This is a genomic window from Bacillus oleivorans (assembly GCF_900207585.1).
In the GTDB taxonomy this organism is placed as follows: Bacteria; Bacillota; Bacilli; order Bacillales; family JC228; genus Bacillus_BF; species Bacillus_BF oleivorans.
In genome coordinates this window covers 351,722-373,974 of sequence record NZ_OAOP01000003.1, presented here as the reverse complement: position 1 = coordinate 373,974, position 22,253 = coordinate 351,722, and the positions used below count along the sequence as shown (strand labels likewise).

The 22,253-nt window shown below is 38.3% G+C and carries 21 protein-coding genes; 10 read left to right on the top strand and 11 right to left on the bottom strand.

Features of this window, described 5'->3' with window-relative positions; genetic code table 11:
* Positions 1 to 28: 28 nt before the first annotated feature.
* The 5 genes from CRO56_RS09110 to CRO56_RS09090 all read right to left on the bottom strand — a co-directional run bounded on the left by CRO56_RS09110 (position 29) and on the right by CRO56_RS09090 (position 7,049).
* The gene (locus CRO56_RS09110; RefSeq protein ID WP_179714230.1) at positions 29 to 3,007 is read right to left on the bottom strand and encodes an AAA family ATPase; all 2,979 of its coding nucleotides are present in this window, start codon (positions 3,005 to 3,007) and stop codon (positions 29 to 31) included.
* A gap of 14 nt (positions 3,008 to 3,021) precedes the next feature.
* Positions 3,022 to 4,236 (bottom strand): metallophosphoesterase family protein, encoded by a 1,215-nt coding sequence (locus CRO56_RS09105; protein ID WP_179714229.1) that lies wholly within the window; start codon positions 4,234 to 4,236, stop codon positions 3,022 to 3,024.
* Between the two features lie 168 nt (positions 4,237 to 4,404).
* Positions 4,405 to 4,884 (bottom strand): SRPBCC family protein, encoded by a 480-nt coding sequence (locus tag CRO56_RS09100; RefSeq protein ID WP_097158293.1) that lies wholly within the window; start codon positions 4,882 to 4,884, stop codon positions 4,405 to 4,407.
* A gap of 19 nt (positions 4,885 to 4,903) precedes the next feature.
* Positions 4,904 to 6,157 (bottom strand): ABC transporter permease, encoded by a 1,254-nt coding sequence (locus CRO56_RS09095; protein ID WP_097158292.1) that lies wholly within the window; start codon positions 6,155 to 6,157, stop codon positions 4,904 to 4,906.
* Positions 6,150 to 7,049 (bottom strand): ABC transporter ATP-binding protein, encoded by a 900-nt coding sequence (locus CRO56_RS09090; RefSeq protein ID WP_097158291.1) that lies wholly within the window; start codon positions 7,047 to 7,049, stop codon positions 6,150 to 6,152. Before CRO56_RS09090 ends, CRO56_RS09095 begins: the two co-directional genes overlap by 8 nt.
* Before the next feature lie 170 nt (positions 7,050 to 7,219).
* On the opposite strand from CRO56_RS09090, the gene CRO56_RS09085 reads away from it, so the two are divergent.
* A complete protein-coding gene (locus CRO56_RS09085) occupies positions 7,220 to 7,405 on the top strand; it encodes a YhzD family protein (RefSeq protein WP_097158290.1) in 186 nt (61 codons plus the stop codon).
* Between the two features lie 46 nt (positions 7,406 to 7,451).
* On the opposite strand, the gene CRO56_RS09080 is transcribed toward CRO56_RS09085, so the two are convergent.
* The 4 genes from CRO56_RS09080 to CRO56_RS09065 all read right to left on the bottom strand — a co-directional run bounded on the left by CRO56_RS09080 (position 7,452) and on the right by CRO56_RS09065 (position 12,012).
* Positions 7,452 to 8,981, bottom strand: a complete 1,530-nt coding sequence (locus CRO56_RS09080) for a coproporphyrinogen III oxidase (RefSeq protein ID WP_097158289.1) — start codon at positions 8,979 to 8,981, stop codon at positions 7,452 to 7,454.
* Between the two features lie 437 nt (positions 8,982 to 9,418).
* The gene (locus CRO56_RS09075) at positions 9,419 to 10,285 is read right to left on the bottom strand and encodes an HAD hydrolase family protein (RefSeq protein ID WP_179714228.1); all 867 of its coding nucleotides are present in this window, start codon (positions 10,283 to 10,285) and stop codon (positions 9,419 to 9,421) included.
* Positions 10,286 to 10,457: 172 nt separating this feature from the next.
* Entirely contained in the window at positions 10,458 to 10,811 is a 354-nt protein-coding gene (locus CRO56_RS09070) for a YlbF/YmcA family competence regulator (RefSeq protein ID WP_097158287.1), read from the bottom strand.
* A 67-nt stretch (positions 10,812 to 10,878) separates the two neighbouring features.
* A complete protein-coding gene (locus tag CRO56_RS09065; protein ID WP_097158286.1) occupies positions 10,879 to 12,012 on the bottom strand; it encodes a DUF445 domain-containing protein in 1,134 nt (377 codons plus the stop codon).
* Between the two features lie 140 nt (positions 12,013 to 12,152).
* On the opposite strand from CRO56_RS09065, the gene CRO56_RS09060 reads away from it, so the two are divergent.
* The 8 genes from CRO56_RS09060 to CRO56_RS09025 all read left to right on the top strand — a co-directional run bounded on the left by CRO56_RS09060 (position 12,153) and on the right by CRO56_RS09025 (position 19,851).
* Positions 12,153 to 13,472, top strand: coding sequence for a YheC/YheD family endospore coat-associated protein (locus tag CRO56_RS09060; protein WP_179714227.1), 1,320 nt, complete (start codon positions 12,153 to 12,155; stop codon positions 13,470 to 13,472).
* Positions 13,473 to 13,533: 61 nt separating this feature from the next.
* A complete protein-coding gene (locus tag CRO56_RS09055; RefSeq protein ID WP_179714226.1) occupies positions 13,534 to 14,571 on the top strand; it encodes a YheC/YheD family endospore coat-associated protein in 1,038 nt (345 codons plus the stop codon).
* Complete coding sequence (locus tag CRO56_RS09050) at positions 14,568 to 15,929, top strand: YheC/YheD family endospore coat-associated protein (protein ID WP_097158283.1); 1,362 nt, start codon at positions 14,568 to 14,570, stop codon at positions 15,927 to 15,929. The genes CRO56_RS09055 and CRO56_RS09050 overlap by 4 nt, the downstream gene beginning before the upstream one ends.
* On the top strand, positions 15,926 to 17,014 hold the full coding sequence (locus tag CRO56_RS09045; protein WP_097158282.1) for a YheC/YheD family endospore coat-associated protein: 1,089 nt from the start codon (positions 15,926 to 15,928) through the stop codon (positions 17,012 to 17,014). The genes CRO56_RS09050 and CRO56_RS09045 overlap by 4 nt, the downstream gene beginning before the upstream one ends.
* A 76-nt stretch (positions 17,015 to 17,090) precedes the next feature.
* Complete coding sequence (locus tag CRO56_RS09040; protein WP_097158281.1) at positions 17,091 to 17,303, top strand: DUF5342 family protein; 213 nt, start codon at positions 17,091 to 17,093, stop codon at positions 17,301 to 17,303.
* 60 nt (positions 17,304 to 17,363) lie between these two features.
* The gene (locus CRO56_RS09035; RefSeq protein ID WP_179714225.1) at positions 17,364 to 17,570 is read left to right on the top strand and encodes a hypothetical protein; all 207 of its coding nucleotides are present in this window, start codon (positions 17,364 to 17,366) and stop codon (positions 17,568 to 17,570) included.
* 87 nt (positions 17,571 to 17,657) lie between these two features.
* Positions 17,658 to 18,566, top strand: a complete 909-nt coding sequence (locus CRO56_RS09030; protein WP_142305199.1) for a PucR family transcriptional regulator — start codon at positions 17,658 to 17,660, stop codon at positions 18,564 to 18,566.
* Positions 18,567 to 18,699: 133 nt separating this feature from the next.
* The gene (locus CRO56_RS09025; RefSeq protein WP_097158279.1) at positions 18,700 to 19,851 is read left to right on the top strand and encodes an ABC transporter ATP-binding protein; all 1,152 of its coding nucleotides are present in this window, start codon (positions 18,700 to 18,702) and stop codon (positions 19,849 to 19,851) included.
* Positions 19,852 to 19,900: 49 nt separating this feature from the next.
* On the opposite strand, the gene CRO56_RS09020 is transcribed toward CRO56_RS09025, so the two are convergent.
* Entirely contained in the window at positions 19,901 to 20,149 is a 249-nt protein-coding gene (locus CRO56_RS09020) for a hypothetical protein (RefSeq protein WP_097158278.1), read from the bottom strand.
* Between the two features lie 292 nt (positions 20,150 to 20,441).
* Here CRO56_RS09020 and CRO56_RS09015 point away from each other — a divergent pair, with 292 nt between their 5' ends.
* Positions 20,442 to 20,651: an alpha/beta-type small acid-soluble spore protein gene (locus CRO56_RS09015; protein WP_097158277.1), complete on the top strand. Its 210-nt coding sequence runs from the start codon at positions 20,442 to 20,444 to the stop codon at positions 20,649 to 20,651.
* Positions 20,652 to 20,712: 61 nt separating this feature from the next.
* On the opposite strand, the gene fumC is transcribed toward CRO56_RS09015, so the two are convergent.
* Positions 20,713 to 22,095 (bottom strand): class II fumarate hydratase, encoded by a 1,383-nt coding sequence (gene fumC, locus CRO56_RS09010; protein ID WP_097158276.1) that lies wholly within the window; start codon positions 22,093 to 22,095, stop codon positions 20,713 to 20,715.
* Between the last annotated feature and the right edge of the window lie 158 nt (positions 22,096 to 22,253).

Genomic DNA, 22,253 nt, shown 5'->3' with positions numbered 1-22,253 from the left:
AGTGCTCCTTAGACTGCTATTTCCCTGCTCATCTTATAGGTTGAAATTTACTTAATTCAACGATGTGATCTTTTGGAAAATACTGTGTCATTTCAGGATGGCACGAAAAAACAATAACCTGATGACGTCCGCTAAATCCTTGTAATGTGTCCATCACCTTTGCCACACGATTAGTGTCAAAATTGACAAAACTATCATCGATAATAATCGGTAATGATAAAGTAGGATAAAGGGCTTCGATTAGCCCCAAACGAATGGCTACATACACCTGTTCTTTCGTCGCCTGGCTCAGGGCAGCGGCAGGGAACCATTTACCTGAAGTATGAAGGACCGATAATTCATCATTGTCCGAAGAAAACCGTATTCTTTCATAATTTTCATTGGTTAACGTTTTAAAAATAGATTCGGCATTACGTAAAACCTTCGGAAATGTTCCTTCCTTGAATTGAACCATCGCCTTCTGAAGAAAACTTCTGGCAATCGTATAAACAGACCAGGCTTTGGCGGTTTCCTGAAATGAATACTTTTCCTGATAAAACTGATGAAGAAGGTCGATATATGCGCCCCCTTCCTCCATTTGTTTCAGCTGATAGTCTACCGTAGCCACTTGTTTACGAATATGCTCAAGCTCTTCTAAAAAGGCCTTTTCTTTTTCTTCAAGTGTAAAAATTAGGGATTTGGAGATTTCTTGATCTAAATTTCTATGTTTTCGTTCCTCTTCCGAAAAACGGGTTAGATTTAACTGGTCTTGCACAGCTTCTAATTGGTTCAGAAGTTTCAATTTCTCTTCCAATTTAAATCCTTTTTTCAAATAGGATTCTTCGTCCTCACAATCTGCTTTTTTTAGTAAAAAGGAGAGTTCTTCTGTCACTAAACCTTTTTCAGCTTGGATTTTTTTAAGCTGCTGTCTGATTTCGTTTATTCCCTCTTGCAGAAACTTTCTTGATTGCTCTTGCTCTCTTTCTCTTTCTAATTGGTCCTTTAACAATCCAAACAGTTCCGAATAAGCTCCTTTTAACTGAAGCTTTTTTGCCCAATCCTGTAAACTGTTTTGAATCGGTTTCATTCTATTTTCTATCTCTTGTATTTCCTCTTCTAGTCTGCTCTTTTCTTTTAGATGGTGGTAAATCACCTGGATAAGTGGAAGGTCAACAGAAAGCCTGTCTATATTTACCTCCAGTTTTCCTGTATTGGACTGAAAAAGGTCAAGAAGTGATAATTCAATAGATCGAAGCTGTTTAAGTACGTCTAACCGCTCCTTATCCAGTTCGCCTGCATACCAGCCTTGTTCTTTTACAGCGGTTTGAATTTCTTTCATTTCCTCGATTACTCTTTGGTTTCCATTGATTTTTTCTCTGGCTTCAAAAAATCGTTCCTCCGTACATGTAAAATCCATTTCCTCATTTTCTAATTGCCTTAAACGTTCCTTAAGAAGCGAATATCGGTTACTCTCACTCGTTTGATTTGAGCGGTTTTGCTTTAGATATAAAAATGTTACACCAACTGTGACAAACAAGAGTCCGCAGATAAAAGCAATCAGCCATTGATTCTGTCTAATAGACACAGTCAAACCAGCTAAACTGATTAAGGAAACAAGTCCGATTAACACACTCTCAATCTTTCTCGTATCATGTCTATTTTTATTGAATTTTTCTTTTTCTTGCTCGATTAATGAAATTTCCGCTCTAATTGTTTTTTTCTCATTTTCGATGGACTTTATCGTCTCCCATTCAATAAGCATGCCTTCTTCCAGCTCTAACTCAGGGGGACTAAGAATTTCGTTTTCAAGCTGATTCAGCTTTTCCATAGAGATGTTCTTTCTTTGCTGTTCTAGCTTGTGCTTATTATCCTTTTCATCATATAGCTTTTGCAGATGATTCCATTTTTCTAGCTGTATTTCTGCCTCTTTAATTGAAGAAGGATTCCATTGAAAAGAATCAAAATCTGAAATACCAAGGAATTGCCTATTTTCTTGAAGACCTTCTTCTACATATTTCAACTTACTGTGCAGCTCTCCTATTCTCTCCAAGTCCCGCGAAAATAAAGGAGATTGATTGAGCAGCGCTTCTAACTTATTTTTTTCCTTAATAAGAATAGGCTCTCCAAGCATGCTTAATTTATTTTCTGCTTGTTCTAACTGATCCTTTAAGGAAACTTCCTGGGCGATTAACGGTTTTAATGCATGACTCCACTCTTTCCACCGGTCCAGCCCATTTTCAGGGAAAGATAGAGAATCATATTCTTCTAATTTCTCGGTCAGTTTATATTCTTTAATAACAAGAGGAATCGTTGTTAACCAGGCCATTTCATATTCCAGCTCTTTTGAGTTCGCTATTAATTCTTGTTTTAAATCAGATTCTTTTTCTATTAATTTCATTCTTTCTTGTAAAAGCTGGTCATACTGATCTAATTCCCTTTTCTTCTCTTTTACTTTGGTATCTAGCTCTGCAAGCTGAGACAGTTTTTGGTTTATGACTGGATTGCGGCCTTGCGGTTTAAAAAGAGTCTCTTGCTCCTTGATCAATTCATTTTCTGCCTGAAAGAGTCTTTCGGAACCAATTGTACTAGCTGAAAGCAAATATCGGGTAATATCCTCTGCCTGTATTTTATGGACATTTTGCAGTCCATCTAAATCAAAGAAATAAATCTGCTCATAAAGACTGCGGTCGATCCCGCCTAGCCATTTTTTAAGCCATTCTTCATCTTTTACGGTTCCATCTTCAAATAGAACGGTAACTTCTTTTTTTCCATATATCCTTTCAATTCGAAACTCACCATGTGTGGGACAGCTAATCAAGAGAGCTCCACCCAATTCGGACGAGGCTGCTGCTTTAAAACGATCGTCTCTTTTTGTAGGAAAGCCAAACAATATACTTAAAATAAATGAAGTAAGCGTTGACTTTCCTGCCTCGTTTTCGCCTTGAAAAAGCATAAATGAAGGGATGTCTTGAAAGTGGCTGTCTATCCACTTTCCATATTGATAAATAATAATCTCTTTAATTAACAAATCTGTTCCTCCCTTCATCGGTTGAGCAGCTTAAGCAGCAATGACTTCGCTTCAGCCCTTAATCGTTCATACTCTAACTCCGGTACATCCTGCAAAAAGCGCGATGCTTTTTTATGGAGAAACAAAGGTTCTAAATCTTGCTTAACATCTGCAATTTCTATCACTTTTTCTAAATTGTATAAAAAAGGATGATTCGCTAATGATGGACCATCCTCCTGATTTTGGATCAGTTTTACATCATGAATCCAAACAAAATGTTCATCGCTCAAAGTCTCCTCTTCCTGGAGCAGTTCTAACAATTGATCAGATTCTATAAATGATAGAGTGTGAGGATGAATATCATCATTTTTACAATGAAACTCAACTTTTACAAATAAACGATCTGATTCATCGGCCAGCTGTGTCTTTAACTGTTTGCATGCTCGATAAAGCTCTTCTGGCTGAGTAGAGCCAGAAATATGAATCTCCTCCACTCTCCATTCAATATCGTGACACGGAATAAACATTATATTTTGATGATGCGGTGTCCATTCAGCATGGATAAATCCTTTTTTCCCCGTCTCATTAATATGTCTCCCTTGAATATTACCAGGGTAAATAACGTAGGGAGCTTCACTTAAAATTTGTCTCATATGTATATGTCCTAATGCCCAATAATCATAATTCATTTTAACTAATTCATCGACTGTAAAGGGGGCATATGCAAGATGATTTTTAGCAGAACCATCATGTCCGTGCAGCATGCCAATTTTTAAATCTCCTAACTGTTTGGGAAACTGATTTATTTTATTTTCAGCCTCATGCCTTTTACCGTAGCTGAAACCAGCTATCGATATTTTTATTCCGTTCGCATGGGTAAATTCAACTGATTCAGGGTTAGGTCCAAAAATATAAACATTTTCAGGCATTTCAATATGTGACCATGTACCAGCTAAATGATCATGATTTCCATGAATAACAAAAACACGAATATTTGCTTTTTGGAGTCTCGTAAACTCTTGTTGCAGCCGGATTTGGGCACGAATACTCCGGTCTTCTCCATCATATAAGTCTCCAGAGATTAAGAGAAAATCCACCTTCTCTCTGAGGCAATAGGTTACAAGGTTTTGAAAGGCTACAAATGTACTGTCTTTCATTCTTTTATAAAGCTCTGGAGGTAATGATTGCATCCCGACAAACGGACTGTCCAAGTGTAAATCTGCGGCATGAACAAATGTAACACGCTTCATTTTTGGGGCCTCCATTCAAATTTCTTCCCTTTTTAGCTATTCTATCAAATCCTTAATGCGAATGCACGTTCGGTATACAATTAATAGAAAATAAATTTCCCATTGATTCAAAAAAAGAAGAGATGCTCTCACGCACCTCTTCTTCTAACATTGTTTAATATAATGACTCTATAAAATTCCCTCAACCGCTTGTTTATATTTCGGATACCATTTTTGCCATTCCTCTTTGCGTGCAGAAAGCGGTCTGCCCTCTTCTATAAGCGATTGAATTACATCGAGACAAACATGCCAGCCGGCTAAGTCTCTTGGTGTATGTTCAGTCAAGATTTCAATTTTTTCAATCATTACGAGATGACAGCCTTCAGATTCCGGTTTAAGCTCAAAACGAACCTTATCTTCTCCCCATGTGTACTCCAAGACGGAGTATATATCCAGGTCAGTAATCTCCATCTTCTCAAATGTCCCATCCTGCATATCAAAAAGAATAAAGCCGCCTGGACGAAGCTTATCCACCGTTAGTTCGGAAAACCAATGGCTTAATTTGTCGTTTTCGGTCAGCCAAGACCAAACTTCCCGAACAGGTGCATTCAGAAAGCGCTCAAATCGGGCTATATAACCATTGTCGACTTTTTCAATGTTGGCTAGCATGTTTATGATCCCCTCCATCTTAGTTATTTTTGGATAACTGCAACGCCTTTTTTATCTCTTTTATCGAATTTTTCGCTCCGTACATAAGCACCCCGCCACGGTAAACCTTTGCTCCAAACCAGGCAAGCAATAAAATGGCTGCAAGCATAATTCCGATACTGAGAGCCACTTCCCAGACAGGTACCTCCAGCATACTTACACGCATGAACATAAGCACTGGGGTGAAAAATGGAATATAAGAGGTGACAGTAATAAACACCGTATCTGGATTACCCAGTCCATACATCGCAATAAAAAAACCAACCATTACTAAAAGCTGAACCGGCATTAATGTTTGATTCAAGTCCTCAATTCTGCTGACGATCGAACCAAGGAAGGCAGATAATGTTGCGTATAAGAAATAACCAAGTAAAGTAAATACAATCGCATAGACAATGATCGATGTTTGGATATTCGAGAAACCGAAGAATTCAAAGAATCCGGAATCCAGTGACTGAAGGTTTTGTTTAATTGAATAATAGCCTACTCCAATAATAATTCCAAGTTGAGTTAAGCTTACTAAGGCAACTCCTAAAATTTTCGCAAACATTTGCTGAACAGGTGAAATACTAGAAATTAAAATTTCCATTACACGTGACGATTTTTCGATCGCAACCTCAGACCCAATCATAGCTGAATACATAATGACAGCAAAATAAATCACAAATAGAAGAACATAAACAATTCCTCTCGCACTGCTCAATTCTTCTTCTGACTTGGCATTTTCCTCAAGAGCCACTTTTTCAAATCCAACAGCACTGCTTAGAGTCATTAACTCTTCTTGGGTTAAATTCAGTTGCGAAGCTGCGATTTGACCTTTTACTTGCTGAAGAGCCCCCTCTATTGCCCCAGAGATTGATCCTTCTACAATAGTTGGTGCATAGTAAGTAGCTTGCGGAAGCTGATTTTCATCATATGAAATGGTTATATAGGCAGAATAATCGCCTGCTAAAGTTTGTTCTTTTAATCCTTCTTCACTTTCAGCCCTAACGAGGGTAAAGTCTTCCTCTTCCATTGCTAAAAGCTGGGTGTTAAATAAATCAAACACTTCATTGGTCCGATCAACAACAGCTATTTTATTTTGATCAGAATCAGAAGCAAAAGAATCCATAATTTGATTGATATTAGTCATTAATAAAATGGCTCCAACAGCCACTAACGTTACAATCATAAAAGATTTAGCTTTTACTTTCGATGAATAGGTTTGCCAAAATACAATCCAAAATTTATTCATAAGACGAACCTACTTTCTCAATAAAGATATCATTTAAGGATGGTTCCTCTAATTCAAACTTGCGGACAAAGCCTTTGCCGGTGAGTTCCTGAAATATCGTATGGGCAACTTCTTCGCTTTCCACTTGCAATAAGGATTCAGCAGCTGTTTGTTTATGTTTTAAGACCCCAGGCACGTTTTGCAAAAAGCTAGTATCAAAGTCTGCTATAACGGAGACGTTCTTTTTCCCAAATGCACGTTTGATTTCTTTTAGTGAACCATCAACAATCGGCTTCCCATGATGCATAATACAAAGATTTTCACATAATTCTTCGACATGCTCCATGCGGTGACTTGAAAAAACGATTGTTGTGCCCTGTTCTTTTAAATCAAGAACGGCCTTTTTTAACAGCTCTACATTGACTGGATCCAAACCGCTAAATGGTTCATCAAGGATTAAAAGTTGAGGTTTATGTAAAACAGCTGAGATAAATTGAATTTTTTGCTGATTACCTTTTGATAGGTCCTCTACTTTTTTATCAAAATACTCTGGAACTCTAAACCGTTCCAGCCATTTTTTTAATTCTTCCATGGCATCGGACTTCAACATTCCTTTTAATTTGGCCAAATAAATAAGCTGTTCACTAATTTTTAATTTTGGATAAAGACCTCTTTCTTCCGGTAAATACCCGATTTCATTGGTAATATCATAGTTAACTCTCTGATTTTTCCAGGTGATTTGTCCCTCACTTGGGTCCAATAATCCGAGAATCATCCGGAAAGTAGTCGTTTTACCAGCACCATTCGCGCCTAAAAACCCGAATATATCCTGATCGGGTATTTGCAGGGAAATATCATTAACTGCTGTAAAATTACCAAATCGTTTTGTTACATTCTTGATCTCTAAACCCATCTTGGATTCCCCCTTTTTCCTAGTATGTAATACGAATAAAAGCCAATAAAGTTCCAAGACAGCCAATATTTACTATAGTCCTATTTTCTTAGTGAAAACAATGATGCAATTGATATCTTTACAAAAGTATTACATAATAATAGAAAAATAGAGAGATTGTGGGTGAGGCTATGAAAGTGTATAAACTGACAGTCTTTGAGAAAAATGGGGAAAAACTGCTTGATGAATTATTCGAAGCCGCGAATGATTCAGAGGCAAAGCAAAAGGGAACAGAGCTTTTGACAAAGCATCAGTATTTAGAAAAAACGCATCGCTGTACTTCTCCTGAAGGAAAGCTTTTATTGTTTCATACGTAAAAAAATGGAGGTACCCAACAGATAGCAGGTGCCTCCATTTTTTTATTTATTTTATTACAGGCATTTCAGAAAAAAGCTCATCTAACATTTTGATTTTCTCCTCGGTATAATGCTGATAGCCTTCATTATAGGATTTAGGATCCTTTGGGTTGGCAAAACGGGTAATCTTCCCTGTTTGCGGATGTACAAATTTGCTGGAAGCACCGCAGCCTAGTCCAATTATCGTTTGCATTTCTTCCATAATCATGATGTTATAGATGCTTTCTTGACCTGGGGAGGCATATCCGACATTTTCTAAATTTCCGAGAATATTTTTTTGACGGTACAAATAGTAAGGGACGTATCCATGCTCTATCGTCCAACAGCTTGCCATGTCCATCATTTTTTCAACCTCTGCCCGGTCTGCTACTTTATAGCGATTCTTATGTCTTGTCATTTCCGATGCCCTTTTGAAGGAAAGTGTATGAACGGTTAGTGATTCAGGCATTAGTTTTTCGGTCTCTGTTAAGGAATGGGAGAGTTCCTCTGTTCCTTCGCCTGGCAGTCCAATAATTAAATCCATGTTAATATTCTTCATTCCAGATTTACGGGCTAGCCAGAATTTATCAATCGTTTCTTCGACCGTATGGTGACGTCCAATGGCTTTCAGTGTTTCCTGTGTATATGACTGCGGGTTGATACTGATCCGGTCAATCTTCCATTTCTTTAAGACTTCCAGCTTTTCAGGCGTAATGGTATCGGGTCTTCCCGCTTCAACTGTAATTTCTCTTACCTTTTCAACACTAGGGAAAGAGTTGTACATTTCTTCATAAAGAAGATCCATTTCTTCAGCCGTAATGCTGGTAGGTGTTCCGCCGCCATAATAAATAGTCGTGATGCAAATCCCTTTTTCTTTTAGCCATTCACCGACTTTTCTCATCTCATAATGCAATCCGCCTAAAAATGAATCTACTTTCCCTTGTTTCCCATTAATTGCAAACGCAGGAAACGTACAGTAAGCGCATTTTGTCGGGCAAAATGGAATTCCTATATAAATACTGACCTCATTTTTTAAATCATAGAGATCGGGAACCATTTCCAATTGTCGTTCGACAATCTGCTGCATGAGATCAATTTTTTCAGTATGAATCATGTATTCATCTTTTAGCTTTTGATGGGCAATCTCCTTTGGTGTACCCATTTGCACTTCTTTATGAAGCAGCTTGGTCGGCCGAATCCCTGTTAAAAAACCCCATTTTTGAATAATCCCAGTTTCATGCTGAAGCGTGAGCAAGAAGCATCTGGAAATTTCCCGTTTAATTAATTTAAACGCTTCTTTTTCATTTTCGTCTGGATTTGGCCAGGTCCGCTGTGAGGTTTCAGTATAGGTTATACCCGTACAAAGATTTCGCAAGGAAACCGATACTAAAAATTTGGTGAGTTTCTGATTCAAATCAATCTTTATCGTGTAATCTGGGACCTCATCAGCTTCATTAGTCGTTAAGCGAACCTCACATTCTTCAAAAAACAAATCCGCTATCAGCTGAAGCGGCCGAATCAATCTCTCGTCATCTATTCCTAGTAATGTTATTTTCACTGTCAATCATTCCTTTATCAACATTGCTTATAGTGTACAGAAAATGGGGGCCGAGGGTCAATGTATATGGGTCTGTTTTTGGGAAAGAGGAGTGGGTGGGGTAAATAGATGAGGCTTTTGTTTTGGGGTAAATAGCCAGGGGGTTATAAGAACATAATCTTTCTTTTTCCACTCATTTTATCCTTAAGACGCTTTATCAAGGACTTTTTCTCCTCTTATTATTCAATTATGTCCTTTAGAAGCTCTCTCATGGACTTTTCTTCCTCTTTCCATCCATTTAAGTCCTTTAGAAGCTCTCTCATGGACTTTTCCCCTCTTTCCCGTCCCACTTTGGTCCTTTAGAAGCTCTCTTCAAGATTTTCCCCTCTTTCCTTTCCCACTTTTGTTCTTAAAAAGCTCTCCTAATCAACAAAAAACGGGGGATTCACCCCCGTCTTCTAATCAATAATATTCATCTTTTTCAAAAATTCGATTGGGTGCTGCTTGCGGAAGTGTTCCATGATCATATAGGCAACTCCGCTTTCTTCGGCTGAACGTGTGATCCAATCGGCTCTTTCCTGAATATACCTCGGAGAGTCACCCATGGCAACGACTAATCCGCAGGTTTCCATCCACTCGAGATCCTCTGCTCCATATCCAATTCCTACCGTTTCCTCCATCGAGATGCCGAGATGATCAGCTAAGTAATGAAATGATTTAAGAGCGGAAACACCAGCTGGAACAACGGTAAACTGGTTATTTGGCTGTAAGTTTATATCGATCTCGTCGAACATTCCCTTCAGCGCTTTTTGCGCATCTAAAAGATCTTCTCCATCTTCGAACTGCACATCAATGTTTAAAGGCGCCAAATTTTTATTCTTTACATATTGACCAAAATCTTCTACATATCGAACCTGATAAGGAGTCCGATCCCCTGGTGTAAAAATAGCCCTTGCCTTCAATTGCTTTTGCTCTTCCGGCTGTTTGCAGAAAGAAAAATTTTCAGTTGTAAGTCTGATTTGACATGGGAATGCTTCAAGGAATTTAATGACATCTGCTGTTACATCTTCTTGAATTCGGCGGACATAAATAGGCTTTTCGGTGGTTGAGGAAATGTAAGCTCCTTGGTGTGATACGATTGTTGCTTCTATTTTTAATGTTTTGGTTAACTTTTTCACATAATTGAAAGGTTGAGAAGTTATGAAGACAATGTGAATCCCTTTATTTTGGACGTATTGGAGAGATTCTTTTACTGACTTATAAAGTCTGCCTTGATCATTAAGGACCGTTCCGTTTAACGACAACGCGAGCAGGCGGTATAGCAATGCGATTCCCCCATTCTAAGGTGTAAGTATCCCTATATTAAGAAATATGTCCGTAAATAGGTACTTAGAACTAGACAAGCTGGGTGAGATTACATAAGATTTAGCAACAATACTAAAAATACTGCCTCCAGAGCATACGATTATATGCTTTGGAGGCAGTCCTGTAACTTCCCTATTTCTCTAGAGCCCCATAGATTTCTTCTAGCGGTTTCATAATAATTCGATTCAGTTCGGTAATTACCATGCTCATTCTTTGTTCGACCTCTAATAATTTACCAATTTTTTGATTCTGCTGGGCAAGGGCTGCTGCTTTTTGTGCTTGCTGAACTTCTTCATCCGTGATTGGCTGCCCTGTCATTTGTTTTTGCTGGAGCTGCATTTGGATGTTGCGAAAGTTTTGGAATATTCCTTGCGCTGCCGCATCCTGTTCTACATCCTCATAAGCTTTATGAAGATCGGCAAATTCCTGGCTTTGACGGACCGCTTTCTCCAAATCATAGGCTGCATCATACATATTAACAGACATTTCCCATCCTCCTTCTCGAGTCTTCCTTCCACTATAACAAACTATGTGGATGTTTTCGAGGAGTTCGTTAAAAAAGTAAAAGGACAAAAGATTGGACAACTCCGATAAAGCCGCCTAATAAAGCCCCTAAATAGGTAATCATTTTTAATTCAGACTTTGCGACCGATAAAACCAATTCTTCAACTTTTTCTAATGAAAAAGATTGCACTTGCTCGACTACCAACTGATCAATTTGCAGCTTATCTAATAACAGTTCTAAGTTGGCGATCACCCCATTCCCTCCAACCTCAACTACTTTAGGAATAAGCTGATCCACTAGTTTTTCTTGATAAGGGGCCATCAATTCTTTTACTGGTTTATTAAAAATGACTGAAATAGAAACAGACTTTCTTACCGCACTTTGCAAAAGAGAAATTATATTTTCCCGTTTTACTAGTTTTTCCGCATCCGAAATCTTATTTTTTTGCCATTTCTCCCACTCGTGGCAAAACAAGGAATACAAGAGATCATGTGTCCCTTCATTCTGGATAAAACGGATCATTTCAGGCTGTATTTTTTCAACGAGGTTCACATTTCCTAGCAGCATTTGCAGCATATTCCCAAACATGCCGCGATTTTGCAAAAACTCATCAGCCATCTTCTGTATTCGCCATTTCCCCTCAGCACTCGAAAAATAATCTTCACATTTTTCTAATATATATGTAGTTAAACTATAAATTTTCTGATTGATATCTTTTTTTAATTCTTCTGGTATTGCTTGTTCTAATGGGTAATCTCCGTATTTTTCAAGTACTTTTAAATAGGCCTCTTCTACTTTCGTATCCAAAAATCTCGCTGCACGCTCATCTGCGTGGTGGATTTCCCATTCTTCTAATACTTGCAGGACTGTTTTCTCGGATTTTAGCCATCTGCCAGCTTCGGATTGGATAAATTGGATCATTTCATGTTTAAAGCTGCCATTTAATAGTCGTTTTTCAATCCTATCCTTCGTAATTAACTGTTCAACGACCAATTTTCCCAGCTGATTGGCTAATTCTTCCCTTCTTTTAGGAATCAAACCAGGAGTAAAAGGAATTTTGATTTTTCCAATATATAGGGGCTGATAGGGCCTAAATAACATTTTAATCGCCAAGAAATTAGTAAATCCGCCAATCAATGCTCCAATCAATCCTAAAAAAAGCATGCTTATCCATATATTCATCTTGATCACCTTTCGATAATTCGTTTCCTTGTCGTACAAAGCACCGTTTCTATCTGCATTTCATACGATAATAAAAAATGGGCTCAAGTCTGTATTTTTTACTGCTTATTATCCCATTTATCCATCAAAGGATGAGTACTGTGAATATATGTACGATTCAGGTTGACTCTTTGCTTCAAGATCATAGAATTATTCTTTCTTCCTCATTAAAAAATGAACTAATCGAACAAAACTGCACGGTAAAATTTGGCCAAAAACAAGTAAAAGCTTTTGTTCTATTTAAGCACAAACATTCTGCAGAGATTATAATCAGCAAAAAATTAGCAGATGACTTAAGATTACCGGAAAACCAGACAAAACTCCAACTTTACGTAAATAAGCAAGAAGCAGCCCTAATTTTGGGTCCTATTTTAATGATCTGGACTGATGTCCCGTTAAAAGATTTATCTTCTCCTTTCTTTAACTTCTGCAAAGAGGTCGTGTTGGAAGGTCAAATTAAGGGGATCTTTCCATTTATTAAAGTAAAAGATCAATCGAAAGGATTTTTTTGGAGTAAAGGATGCTGGCAGGAAACAGCAATTCTCCCTGAACCTGATGTCATTTATAACAGAATCCATTCGCGTAAGTTTGAGAAAACTTCCACCTTTTCATCCATAAAAAGTCAGTGGAAAAACGCCATTATTTTTAATGATCATTTTCTTGATAAGTGGATCACATACGAACTGCTTTTTACAGACGCGGAGATTCGAAAGTTTCTCCCGCAAACTTACCTTTTAAACCTAGATAATCTTGTATCTATTCTGTCTGACTATGAAAAAGCGTATCTGAAACCGATCCACGGGAGTCAGGGAAAAGGAATATATTTAATTGATAGGAATGACCTGATAAATAACTTTTGGGTATACTCGTCCGATTCTACTGTGATGGAACCGATATTGCTTAAGAATCTTGATCAGCTTTCACGCTTCATTGAACGTATCCAAAAAAGAAAATTTTTTATAGTTCAACAAGCGATCCCCTTATCCACCCTAGATGGTCAATTAGTCGATTTTCGATTTCTGCTCCACTATTACGATGAATCATGGCATATTACTTCTTCGGTAGCAAGAGTAGGAGAAACAGACAGAATTATTTCTAATCAGGCACAAGGCGGGCAATTGTTTAAACCGCTGCAAGTGTTGAAACAATGGTTTCCTTCTGAGGCTAAGCGAAAATTGGAAGAAATGAAGGCACTCTCCATAAAAGCAGCAGATACGGTGCTGACTCTGTCGGATGGTCTTTATTGTGAGCTTGGCATGGATTTAGCCGTCGACAATGACGGAACGATCTGGATCCTTGAGGTCAATTCAAAACCATCTAAATCTTTTCCGCTGCGAGAAGAGTTGCAGATAAGACCCTCAGCAAGAGCTATATGCAAAACTTGTCTGTCCCTTTTTCAAAAACAAATAGAAGCAAAATAGAAATAGAGGTGAGAACATGCTGTCTCTTGGTTTAATTTCGCTCCATCCGGAGGTTCAGTTATTGTTTAAACAAATAGCTGTTCATGCCAGTGACTATGGGATTCTTGTATATCGGTTTAGTCCAATGCAAATTCAGCCTGAAACGGAACTCATTAAAGGAGAACGCTATGACCCTGAGTTAAAAAAGTGGGTCAGCGATACTTTTCCGATACCTAAATATTTATATGACAGAGTCTACTACGGTGAAGATCGAATCTCGATTCAAAGCCGTGCGATTCTAAGGTGGTTAAAAGCGAGGGACGATCTAGTTTTCCTTGGGTATGGACTTCCTAATAAATGGGTGTTGTATCAAAAACTATCAGAATTCGATTCTCTCTCTCCTTATTTACCATTAACAAGGAAGGCTTCGTCCGTAGTAGATATTCAAAATGCTCTCTTACAATATAAAAAGATCGTGTTAAAGCCAGCGAATGGCGCACACGGCTACGGCATTTACGTTATTAGCAGGATTCCAAACGGGGTCCGGATTCAAACGCAAAAGAAAAACCGGGTTATTGAACATGTTCTTTCTTTAAATGGGGCCTGGATTAAATGGATTACACAACTAATTGAGGGAAAAGACTTCTTAATTCAACCCTATTTAAGGATTCAAAATGATTCAAATCAGCCGTTTGATGTAAGGATTTTTTTACAAAAAGATGAAAGAGGCCAATGGGTAGAACGAGGGCGCGGTGTTCGTGTTGGGATTCAGGAAGGGATTATTTCGAATTTAAGTGGCGGAGCGGCAATTAAACCTTATTACGAGTGGCTGAAGGAACTCCCCCATTCAAAAAGAGATTTCATTCATCAGGAAATAGAAACAATAATCGAATCACTTCCCATTCATTTAGAGAATGCTTTTTTCCCATTGTTTGAGTTAGGCATCGATATTGGCATTGCGAGAGATTATTCCGTTTGGCTGCTTGATGCCAATTCAAAACCAGGGCGCCATGTGATCCTCCACCTTTTTCCTGAGCTTGAAGAAACATTAGCGAATGCACCACTTCGATTTACCCGATTTTTACATGAGTCCAGTAAGCCTGGGAGAGTGAAAAAATGAAGCTTTGTACACTTAAAATCATAGAGCAAGAAGAAGATATATTAGGCTTCCCCCAAAGTTGGAACCATATTAAACCTGTGAAGGTTTCTTTTGGAGGCAGAACGAAGGAAGTCCATAGTGCTCCCTTGACAATAACAGATCATACTTTTCTCTTATCAAGGTCTCTTGCAGAGAAGCTCTCCATCCCTCTTACCATAAGACGTCTCCATGTCATCCAAAAGGAGGACACTCTGCATTTCGGTCCATTAATCGGAATTATTACATCAGGCTTTTCATCGATTAAAACAAAGCCTGTTGGTGATCGAAGTTCTTTTTTTTCTAGATTGATGAGAAATCAGGCTAAATACGGAGTTGCGTTTATATTGTTTGGAAAAGACCATATCAACTGGGATGAAGGAACGATAAAAGGCTATTCTTATGGCGAGAAGGGCTGGGAACAAATAACCGCCCCCTTTCCAAATGTTATTTATGACCGCCTTCCTAATCGCAGAATGGAGGGTGAAGAAAAGTTTCGCACCGTTAAAAAGAAACTTCAAGAAGAATATCTCATTCCCTGGTTTAATCCTGGATTCTTTAATAAATTAGATGTATTTGAACGAATTGAACAGGACGATGAGGCTAAAGCATATTTACCGGAAACCCATGCCTTTACATCCTTTAGTGTCATTGAACAGATGCTTTCCAAATATGGCCATGTTTATGTTAAGCCGCAAAATGGCAGCTTAGGCAGCGGAATACATCAAATTATCTACGTCAGAGAATCAGACTTCTACTATTGCCGCTTCAAAGACAAGGATGGAAACAAACGCTTGCGAAAGTATCAAACATTAGAAAGACTGTTCAATAATCTTTTTAAAAATAGATCTTTGAAGAACATGATGGTTCAACAAGGAATATCTTTAATGAGGTATGATCAACATCCTGTTGACTTTCGGATTCACACCAATAAGGATGAATCAGGCAATTGGACCGTTTCCGCAATTGCAGCAAAGGTTGCTGGCACTGGCAGTCCTACCACCCACATTAAAAATGGCGGTGAGGTAAAGACCTTAGAAGAAATCGTGCCTGACACGAAACTCAGAAAACAAATGAAAGAACGTATTACAAAGGCAAGCCTCGTTTTAAGCCGCGCATTAGAACAGAATATGGAAGGAATTATTGCTGAAATCGGCTTTGATTTAGGTGTTGATAAGGAAGGAAGGATATGGCTTTTTGAAGCTAATTCTAAACCCGGTCGTTCTATCTTTATCCATCCTGACTTGAGAGGGTTTGAGAAGCTTACAAGAAAGCTGATGCTCTCTTACGCGATTTATTTAACGAAAATGTCGATTCTTTCCCCTGAGGAGTTATTTACATGAGGCATACCATGGAGGCTACCCTTTTACAGCGTCTTGGCTTGGAAGCAAAAGAAATAAAAGTTTTGGTAGGAATCTTAGCATGGGAGGGCCGAGCAGGCAATATTGTAGGCAATAAAAAGCTCTTTGAAGATTTGCAAAAAAATCTAATTCAGTATAAGGGAATCTCTTATATCATGACACCTAATCAATCATTAGATGAACATGAAATCGATGGCTACTTATTTATCCCTAAAGAAAATATTTGGATTCAGACAAAACTTCCGATCCCGAACGTTATTTATAACCGGGTTCCTTATTATCAGCATGAAAAAAGCGAGAAGTTCGAACAGTTTAAAATAAATGCTGCCAAAAAAGGAATCCCTTTTTTTAATTCAAGCTTTTTAGACAAATGGTCTACTTATCAATTACTATCGAAGCACCAGAAAATAAGTAATTATTTGCCAGATACAACCGAAGTAAAAGACCATGAGAGCTGTTATCAATTCCTCAAAAAATATAAGTGTATTTACGCTAAACCCAAACTAAGATCTAAAGGATTTGGCGTTATGCGGATACGTCTTAAACAGGATGGTAAGGTCTATTGTGAAACAACCTCCACTACGATATTATTTGCTAATTTCAGCCGATTTTGGGAACGGTTCTATACAACTTTTGAAAAAAATCAATATATCTTCCAGAAGGCCATTGAACCTAAAACATTTAAAGGGAGACGATTTGACCTGCGAATTTTAGGACAATTTACAGGGTCCGAATTTAATATGACTGGGATTGGGGTAAGGCAATCTTTTCATCAGGAGGTAACTACCCATATTCCAAAGGGAGGACGAATTATTCCCTTTTCAAGAGTGACACACCTCACCCCGATTCAGCAGCTTGAAGAGCTTACACAAATGGTTGGTGAAGAGCTTAATAAGGCTTATGGGGTTTTTTATGAATTTTCGATTGATATTGGACTTGACGAACAAAAGCATCCCTATATTTTTGAGGTGAATGCTAAGCCAATGACTTTTGATGAAGATGAAATCGAATCGAAAAGAATGAAACAGCTTTGCCATTTGTTTATCCAACTCTATGAAGAAAAATAACCCCCTTTTCCTTTATTAGTTATCACTGTCTATGGTTAAATAAAAAATAGGCAGCTGTTTTAAGGGGTGTTTAACGATGATTTCACATTTTCAGTGTAAGCCTATTCATTCATCAAAGCTTTTGGGCTGGTCAATTTCATTTTTTTATAATGGCAGACTTATTGTGGGAACATATCGGAGAGATGGCCAAATTGAATGGGACCAAAACCCGCCATCGCCCGAAGAGCTAGAAATTGTTTCAAAAGCGATTCACGAGCTCATGCTTTTTCATGTGTATGATGGATCTTAATGCATGAATCCTGCCTCTTCCTCACAAGTTAAATGAGAGAACTTGTGAGGAGGTTTTTTAATGAGTGAAAATGAACATGTAAAAATAAACGGGAAAACCTTTATAAAAGATGTTGAATACGAAGGCAAAAAACTCGCTCAGCTCGACGAAGATCGTTTTATTAATGAAGGTCTTAGCGGCGGAAGTGTTCATTTCCGGGAGGATGCGACAAATATTGAAGAAGCACTTCCTTTCCCAAAAGAGGAATCCCCTCGTATTAATGATTAAATTCATGAGGAGTCAGCCTTGTCTGGCTCCTTCCTTTATAAAATTTGTTATAATGAGAATATTCATCCTAATCTCGAGGTTTTGCCAATGATTGAAAAATTGATTAAACAATATCCATCTGCTAAGCTCCAAGAGGAAGAGCCCCGAAATAAAAATGCGTATCAATGGTATTTTGATGAAAAAGATAAAATGTATCTCGGAATTCAGCGACAGGATTTAACGAAAGAAGCTGAGGATTTACTTGCCTGCCTTTTTGAAAAATGGGAACCGGCCGAATCTTCTCTTGCCTCACGTAATTTATCTATCGTCCAAAAAGGGTGGTACTCACTGTTACACGGTGGACAAATAAGCGAAGTGATCGGTGAGATTAATCATTTACGTTTTATCCATATTGAACTCCCTGATTCTGATTTATCCCCTGTAGATGTCGAGGAAGCTTGTACTGGATTTTTTAATCAAACGATTCAGCCTGTTTGGCTAACCAATACATCATTGATTCTCATTGAAAAGGATTCGTCTGATTCCATACAGTTGGACGATGTCATTGCCTTTAGCAAAGTCTTAGAAGGTGATTTTTACTTCAAGGGGAAATTTTATTTAGGAAAATGGCGATATATCTCAAATTTAAACGACACTGCTGTCTTTTTCCAAAAAGAAAATCTGCTTTTCCAAAGTCTTCAACGCGATTTTGCAAAACAAACGTATTTTACGTTTGAACGGGTAATTCCCTACCTGATTATTAATCAATTACCAAAAAACTTTATTTTGAAGCTGAAGGAAGAATATCAATCCGTTTTAGAAGATCCAGAGCTCTTACATACAGCGCAAGTGTATATTGAAAATAATATGAACGCCTCTCTAACTGCTAAAAAGATGTTTATGCATCGTAATAGTTTATTATATAGAATTGATAAATTTACTGAAAAAACAGGACTGGATTTGAAACAATATGAGTCGGCCTGGATTATTTATTTTTTGAGTTTACTCTCCGAATAGGAAAATATTCTTTGAATTGCCAAGGTGCCCAATCAGGTGCCTATTTTTTTGTGCACTTTAACCATTTGGAAGGGTTTTCACTTCCTTTACAATACTAGTAAAGAAAGGCAAAACAATCGGGAGGTTTTGTATTGTGGCAGAGCTAAGACTTGAACATATCTACAAAGTTTATGAAAAAGATGTAACAGCCGTTAAAGATTTTAATCTTCATATTCAGGACAAGGAATTTATCGTTTTCGTCGGTCCTTCTGGCTGTGGAAAATCTACGACTTTAAGAATGATAGCAGGATTAGAGGAAATCACTCAAGGGGATTTTTACATTGATGATAAGCGTGTAAACGATGTTGCGCCAAAAGACCGCGATATCGCGATGGTGTTCCAAAACTACGCTCTATATCCGCATATGTCTGTTTATGATAATATGGCTTTTGGACTTAAGCTTCGCAAATTTCCTAAAGCCGAAATTGACCGTCGTGTAAAAGAAGCAGCCAAAATTCTTGGCCTTGAAGCTTATTTAGACCGTAAACCAAAGGCTCTTTCAGGCGGTCAGCGTCAGCGTGTGGCCTTAGGCCGTGCCATAGTCCGGGATGCAAAAGTATTCCTAATGGACGAACCGCTTTCAAACCTGGATGCAAAACTCCGTGTTCAAATGCGTGCGGAAATCGCAAAGCTTCATCAGCGTCTGCAAACAACCACGATCTACGTAACCCATGACCAAACAGAAGCAATGACCATGGCTACTCGTATCGTTGTTATGAAGGACGGGGTTATTCAGCAAGTCGGATCTCCAAAAGAAGTCTATGAAAAACCTGAAAATATTTTTGTTGGCGGCTTTATTGGTTCTCCGGCAATGAACTTCTTCTCAGGAAAAATTGAAGGAGACCAATTTGTTGCTGGTGAAACGAAGCTTACCATCCCCGAAGGAAAGTTAAAAGTATTAAAAGAGCAAGGATATACAGGAAAAGAAGTAGTTTTAGGAATTCGTCCTGAGGACATCCACGATGAGCCTATATTTATTGAATCTTCACCTGGCACTACTTTTAGTGCCCATATTGAAGTAGCGGAACTTACCGGTGCTGAAATGATGCTTTACTCACAGGTTGCCGGTCAGGATTTTGTTGCTAGAATCGATTCAAGATCAGAAGTAAAAGCTGGCCAAACCGTTGATTTAGCCTTTGATTTAAATAAGGCACACTTCTTTGATGCGGAAACTGAACTTCGAATTCGTCCAGAAGGTGCTCCTGTAACGTCTCAGGAAGAAATAGCTGCTGAATTAGAAAAATAAAGTCTTTTTCGTAAAACCACTTTATTGGGATCACTCCTGTAAAGTGGTTTTATTCATTTTCCTGAACCGATACGATTTCATCATGACCGCACGTCGGACAAGAAAAGAGATGAAAACAAATATGGTTCTTCCAGTCATCTGGATGCCCATTCTCCACTTTTAATTCGTCAATTTCCATGTACGCACTATAGTCATCATAGTAATCACTAACCTTCCCGCTATCGATTAACTCATTTTGGCAATTCCGGCAAATGATTCTCTTTGTATCAAATCCGTTACATAGGGGACAAATATACATACAGCGGCTTTCCTTTCATTTTTGAACTGTTAGCAACAATAAGGAGCAAACTGACAAGCTTATATTTTCCAAAAAGAATAGAGACTATGTGAAAGGTAAGATGGAAGGATTTAGTCGCATTAGGGAGCAATTACCTATAGAAAAAAAAGAATAGTTTTCTCCTATATCAAACACAATAAAAATACATTCGATGGGTTAAACCATGTTGGTCGCGGAAGCTATTTCCGTCGCGCTGGTTCAAATCCAGCTAACCCAACCATTACAAAAATATTTTTTGAGGAGATGAATTAGAATGGCACGTAACAACAACAACAACCAATTATTAGTACCTGGAGTTCAACAAGCTCTTAACCAAATGAAGGTTGAGATCGCACAAGAATTTGGTGTACAACTTGGTGCTGACACTACTTCACGTGCAAACGGATCTGTTGGAGGAGAAATCACTAAGCGCCTAGTATCAATGGCTGAAAGCCAACTTGGCGGAGGATTCCCTCAAGCGTAACAATTGAATAAAAATGGCTAAAGCCCCCGATAATTCGGGGGCTTTTCATGTGGTTTGTTTATTAAAATCGAACCATTTTCCGAGGGTCTACCCACTCATCAAATTGTTCTTCTGTAATATAGCCGGTCGCTAAGGCAGCTGCTTTTAGCGTTGTATTTTCTTTAAACGCTTTTTTCGCAATTTCTGCAGCTTTTTCATATCCAATATGGGGATTTAACGCGGTTACAAGCATTAAAGAATCTTGCAAGTATTGCTCAATTTTTTCTTCATTCGCTTCTAATCCGACTAAACATTTATCGTTAAAGGAATGGATACTGTCAGATAAAAGCCGGACAGATTGAAGGAAATTGTATATAATCACAGGTTTAAATACATTTAATTCAAAATTCCCTTGGCTTGCAGCAAATCCAATCGTTGCATCGTTTCCAAATATTTGACTGCATACCATCGTAACGGCTTCACTTTGGGTTGGGTTTACTTTTCCTGGCATAATCGAACTTCCTGGTTCGTTTGCAGGAATCGTAAGTTCTCCAATGCCACTTCTCGGGCCGCTGGATAACCAGCGAACATCATTGGCTATTTTCATAAAGTCAGCTGCTAACGCTTTTATTGCCCCATGGGCATGAACAAGTTCATCATGAGAAGTAAGCGCATGAAATTTGTTGTCCGATGAACGGAAAGGATACCCGGTATTCGTTTGTAATACATCTGCAACCCGATCTCCAAAATCTGGCTCAGCGTTAATCCCTGTTCCGACAGCTGTTCCGCCAATAGCCAGTTTCAGTACATACTTCATACTTTCGCTGATCATTTTTTGCGATTTTTCGAACATCGCTCTCCACCCGCTGATTTCTTGTCCAAGTGTCAATGGAGTTGCGTCCTGGAGGTGAGTTCGTCCAATTTTTACTACAGAACGGAACTTCTCTTCCTTTTCTCTTAAAGTTTGAATCATTTTATCTGCAGCGGGAATCAGCTTTTCTGATACATATTTATAAGCGGCAATGTGCATCGCTGTAGGAAAGGTATCATTTGAACTTTGAGACATATTGACATCATCATTTGGATGAACTTTTTGATTTATTTCTCTATCAGTTAAAAATTGATTGGCTAAAAAGGCGATGACTTCATTCGCGTTCATATTGGACTGAGTTCCACTTCCTGTCTGCCAGACTTTGAGCGGAAATTCACTGTCATGTTTCCCAGCAATGATTTCATCACACGCTTTAACGATTGCGTCTTTTTTCTCGGCTGATAACTTACCTAAGTCATGGTTAACCGTTGCTGCTGCTTTTTTTAATTGAGCGAAAGCGTGCATAACCTCGAGTGGCATAACCTCTTGACCGATCGCAAAGTTTTGCAGACTTCGTTGTGTTTGCGCTCCCCAGAGTTTGTCCTTAGGAACTTGAACTTCTCCTAGGGTATCTCTTTCAATCCGATATTCCATTGTCTTTCACTCCTTTTGTAAAAGTGGCTCCCTCTTTTTTTATGTATTGGACGGGTGAAGAAAAGAGAGAGAAACGTTATTTAAGTAATCTTACATGTTGACAATACTACAATGCAAAGGAGAGATACAATTTTTTCGCATCGGTTTTTGCGTGGGTT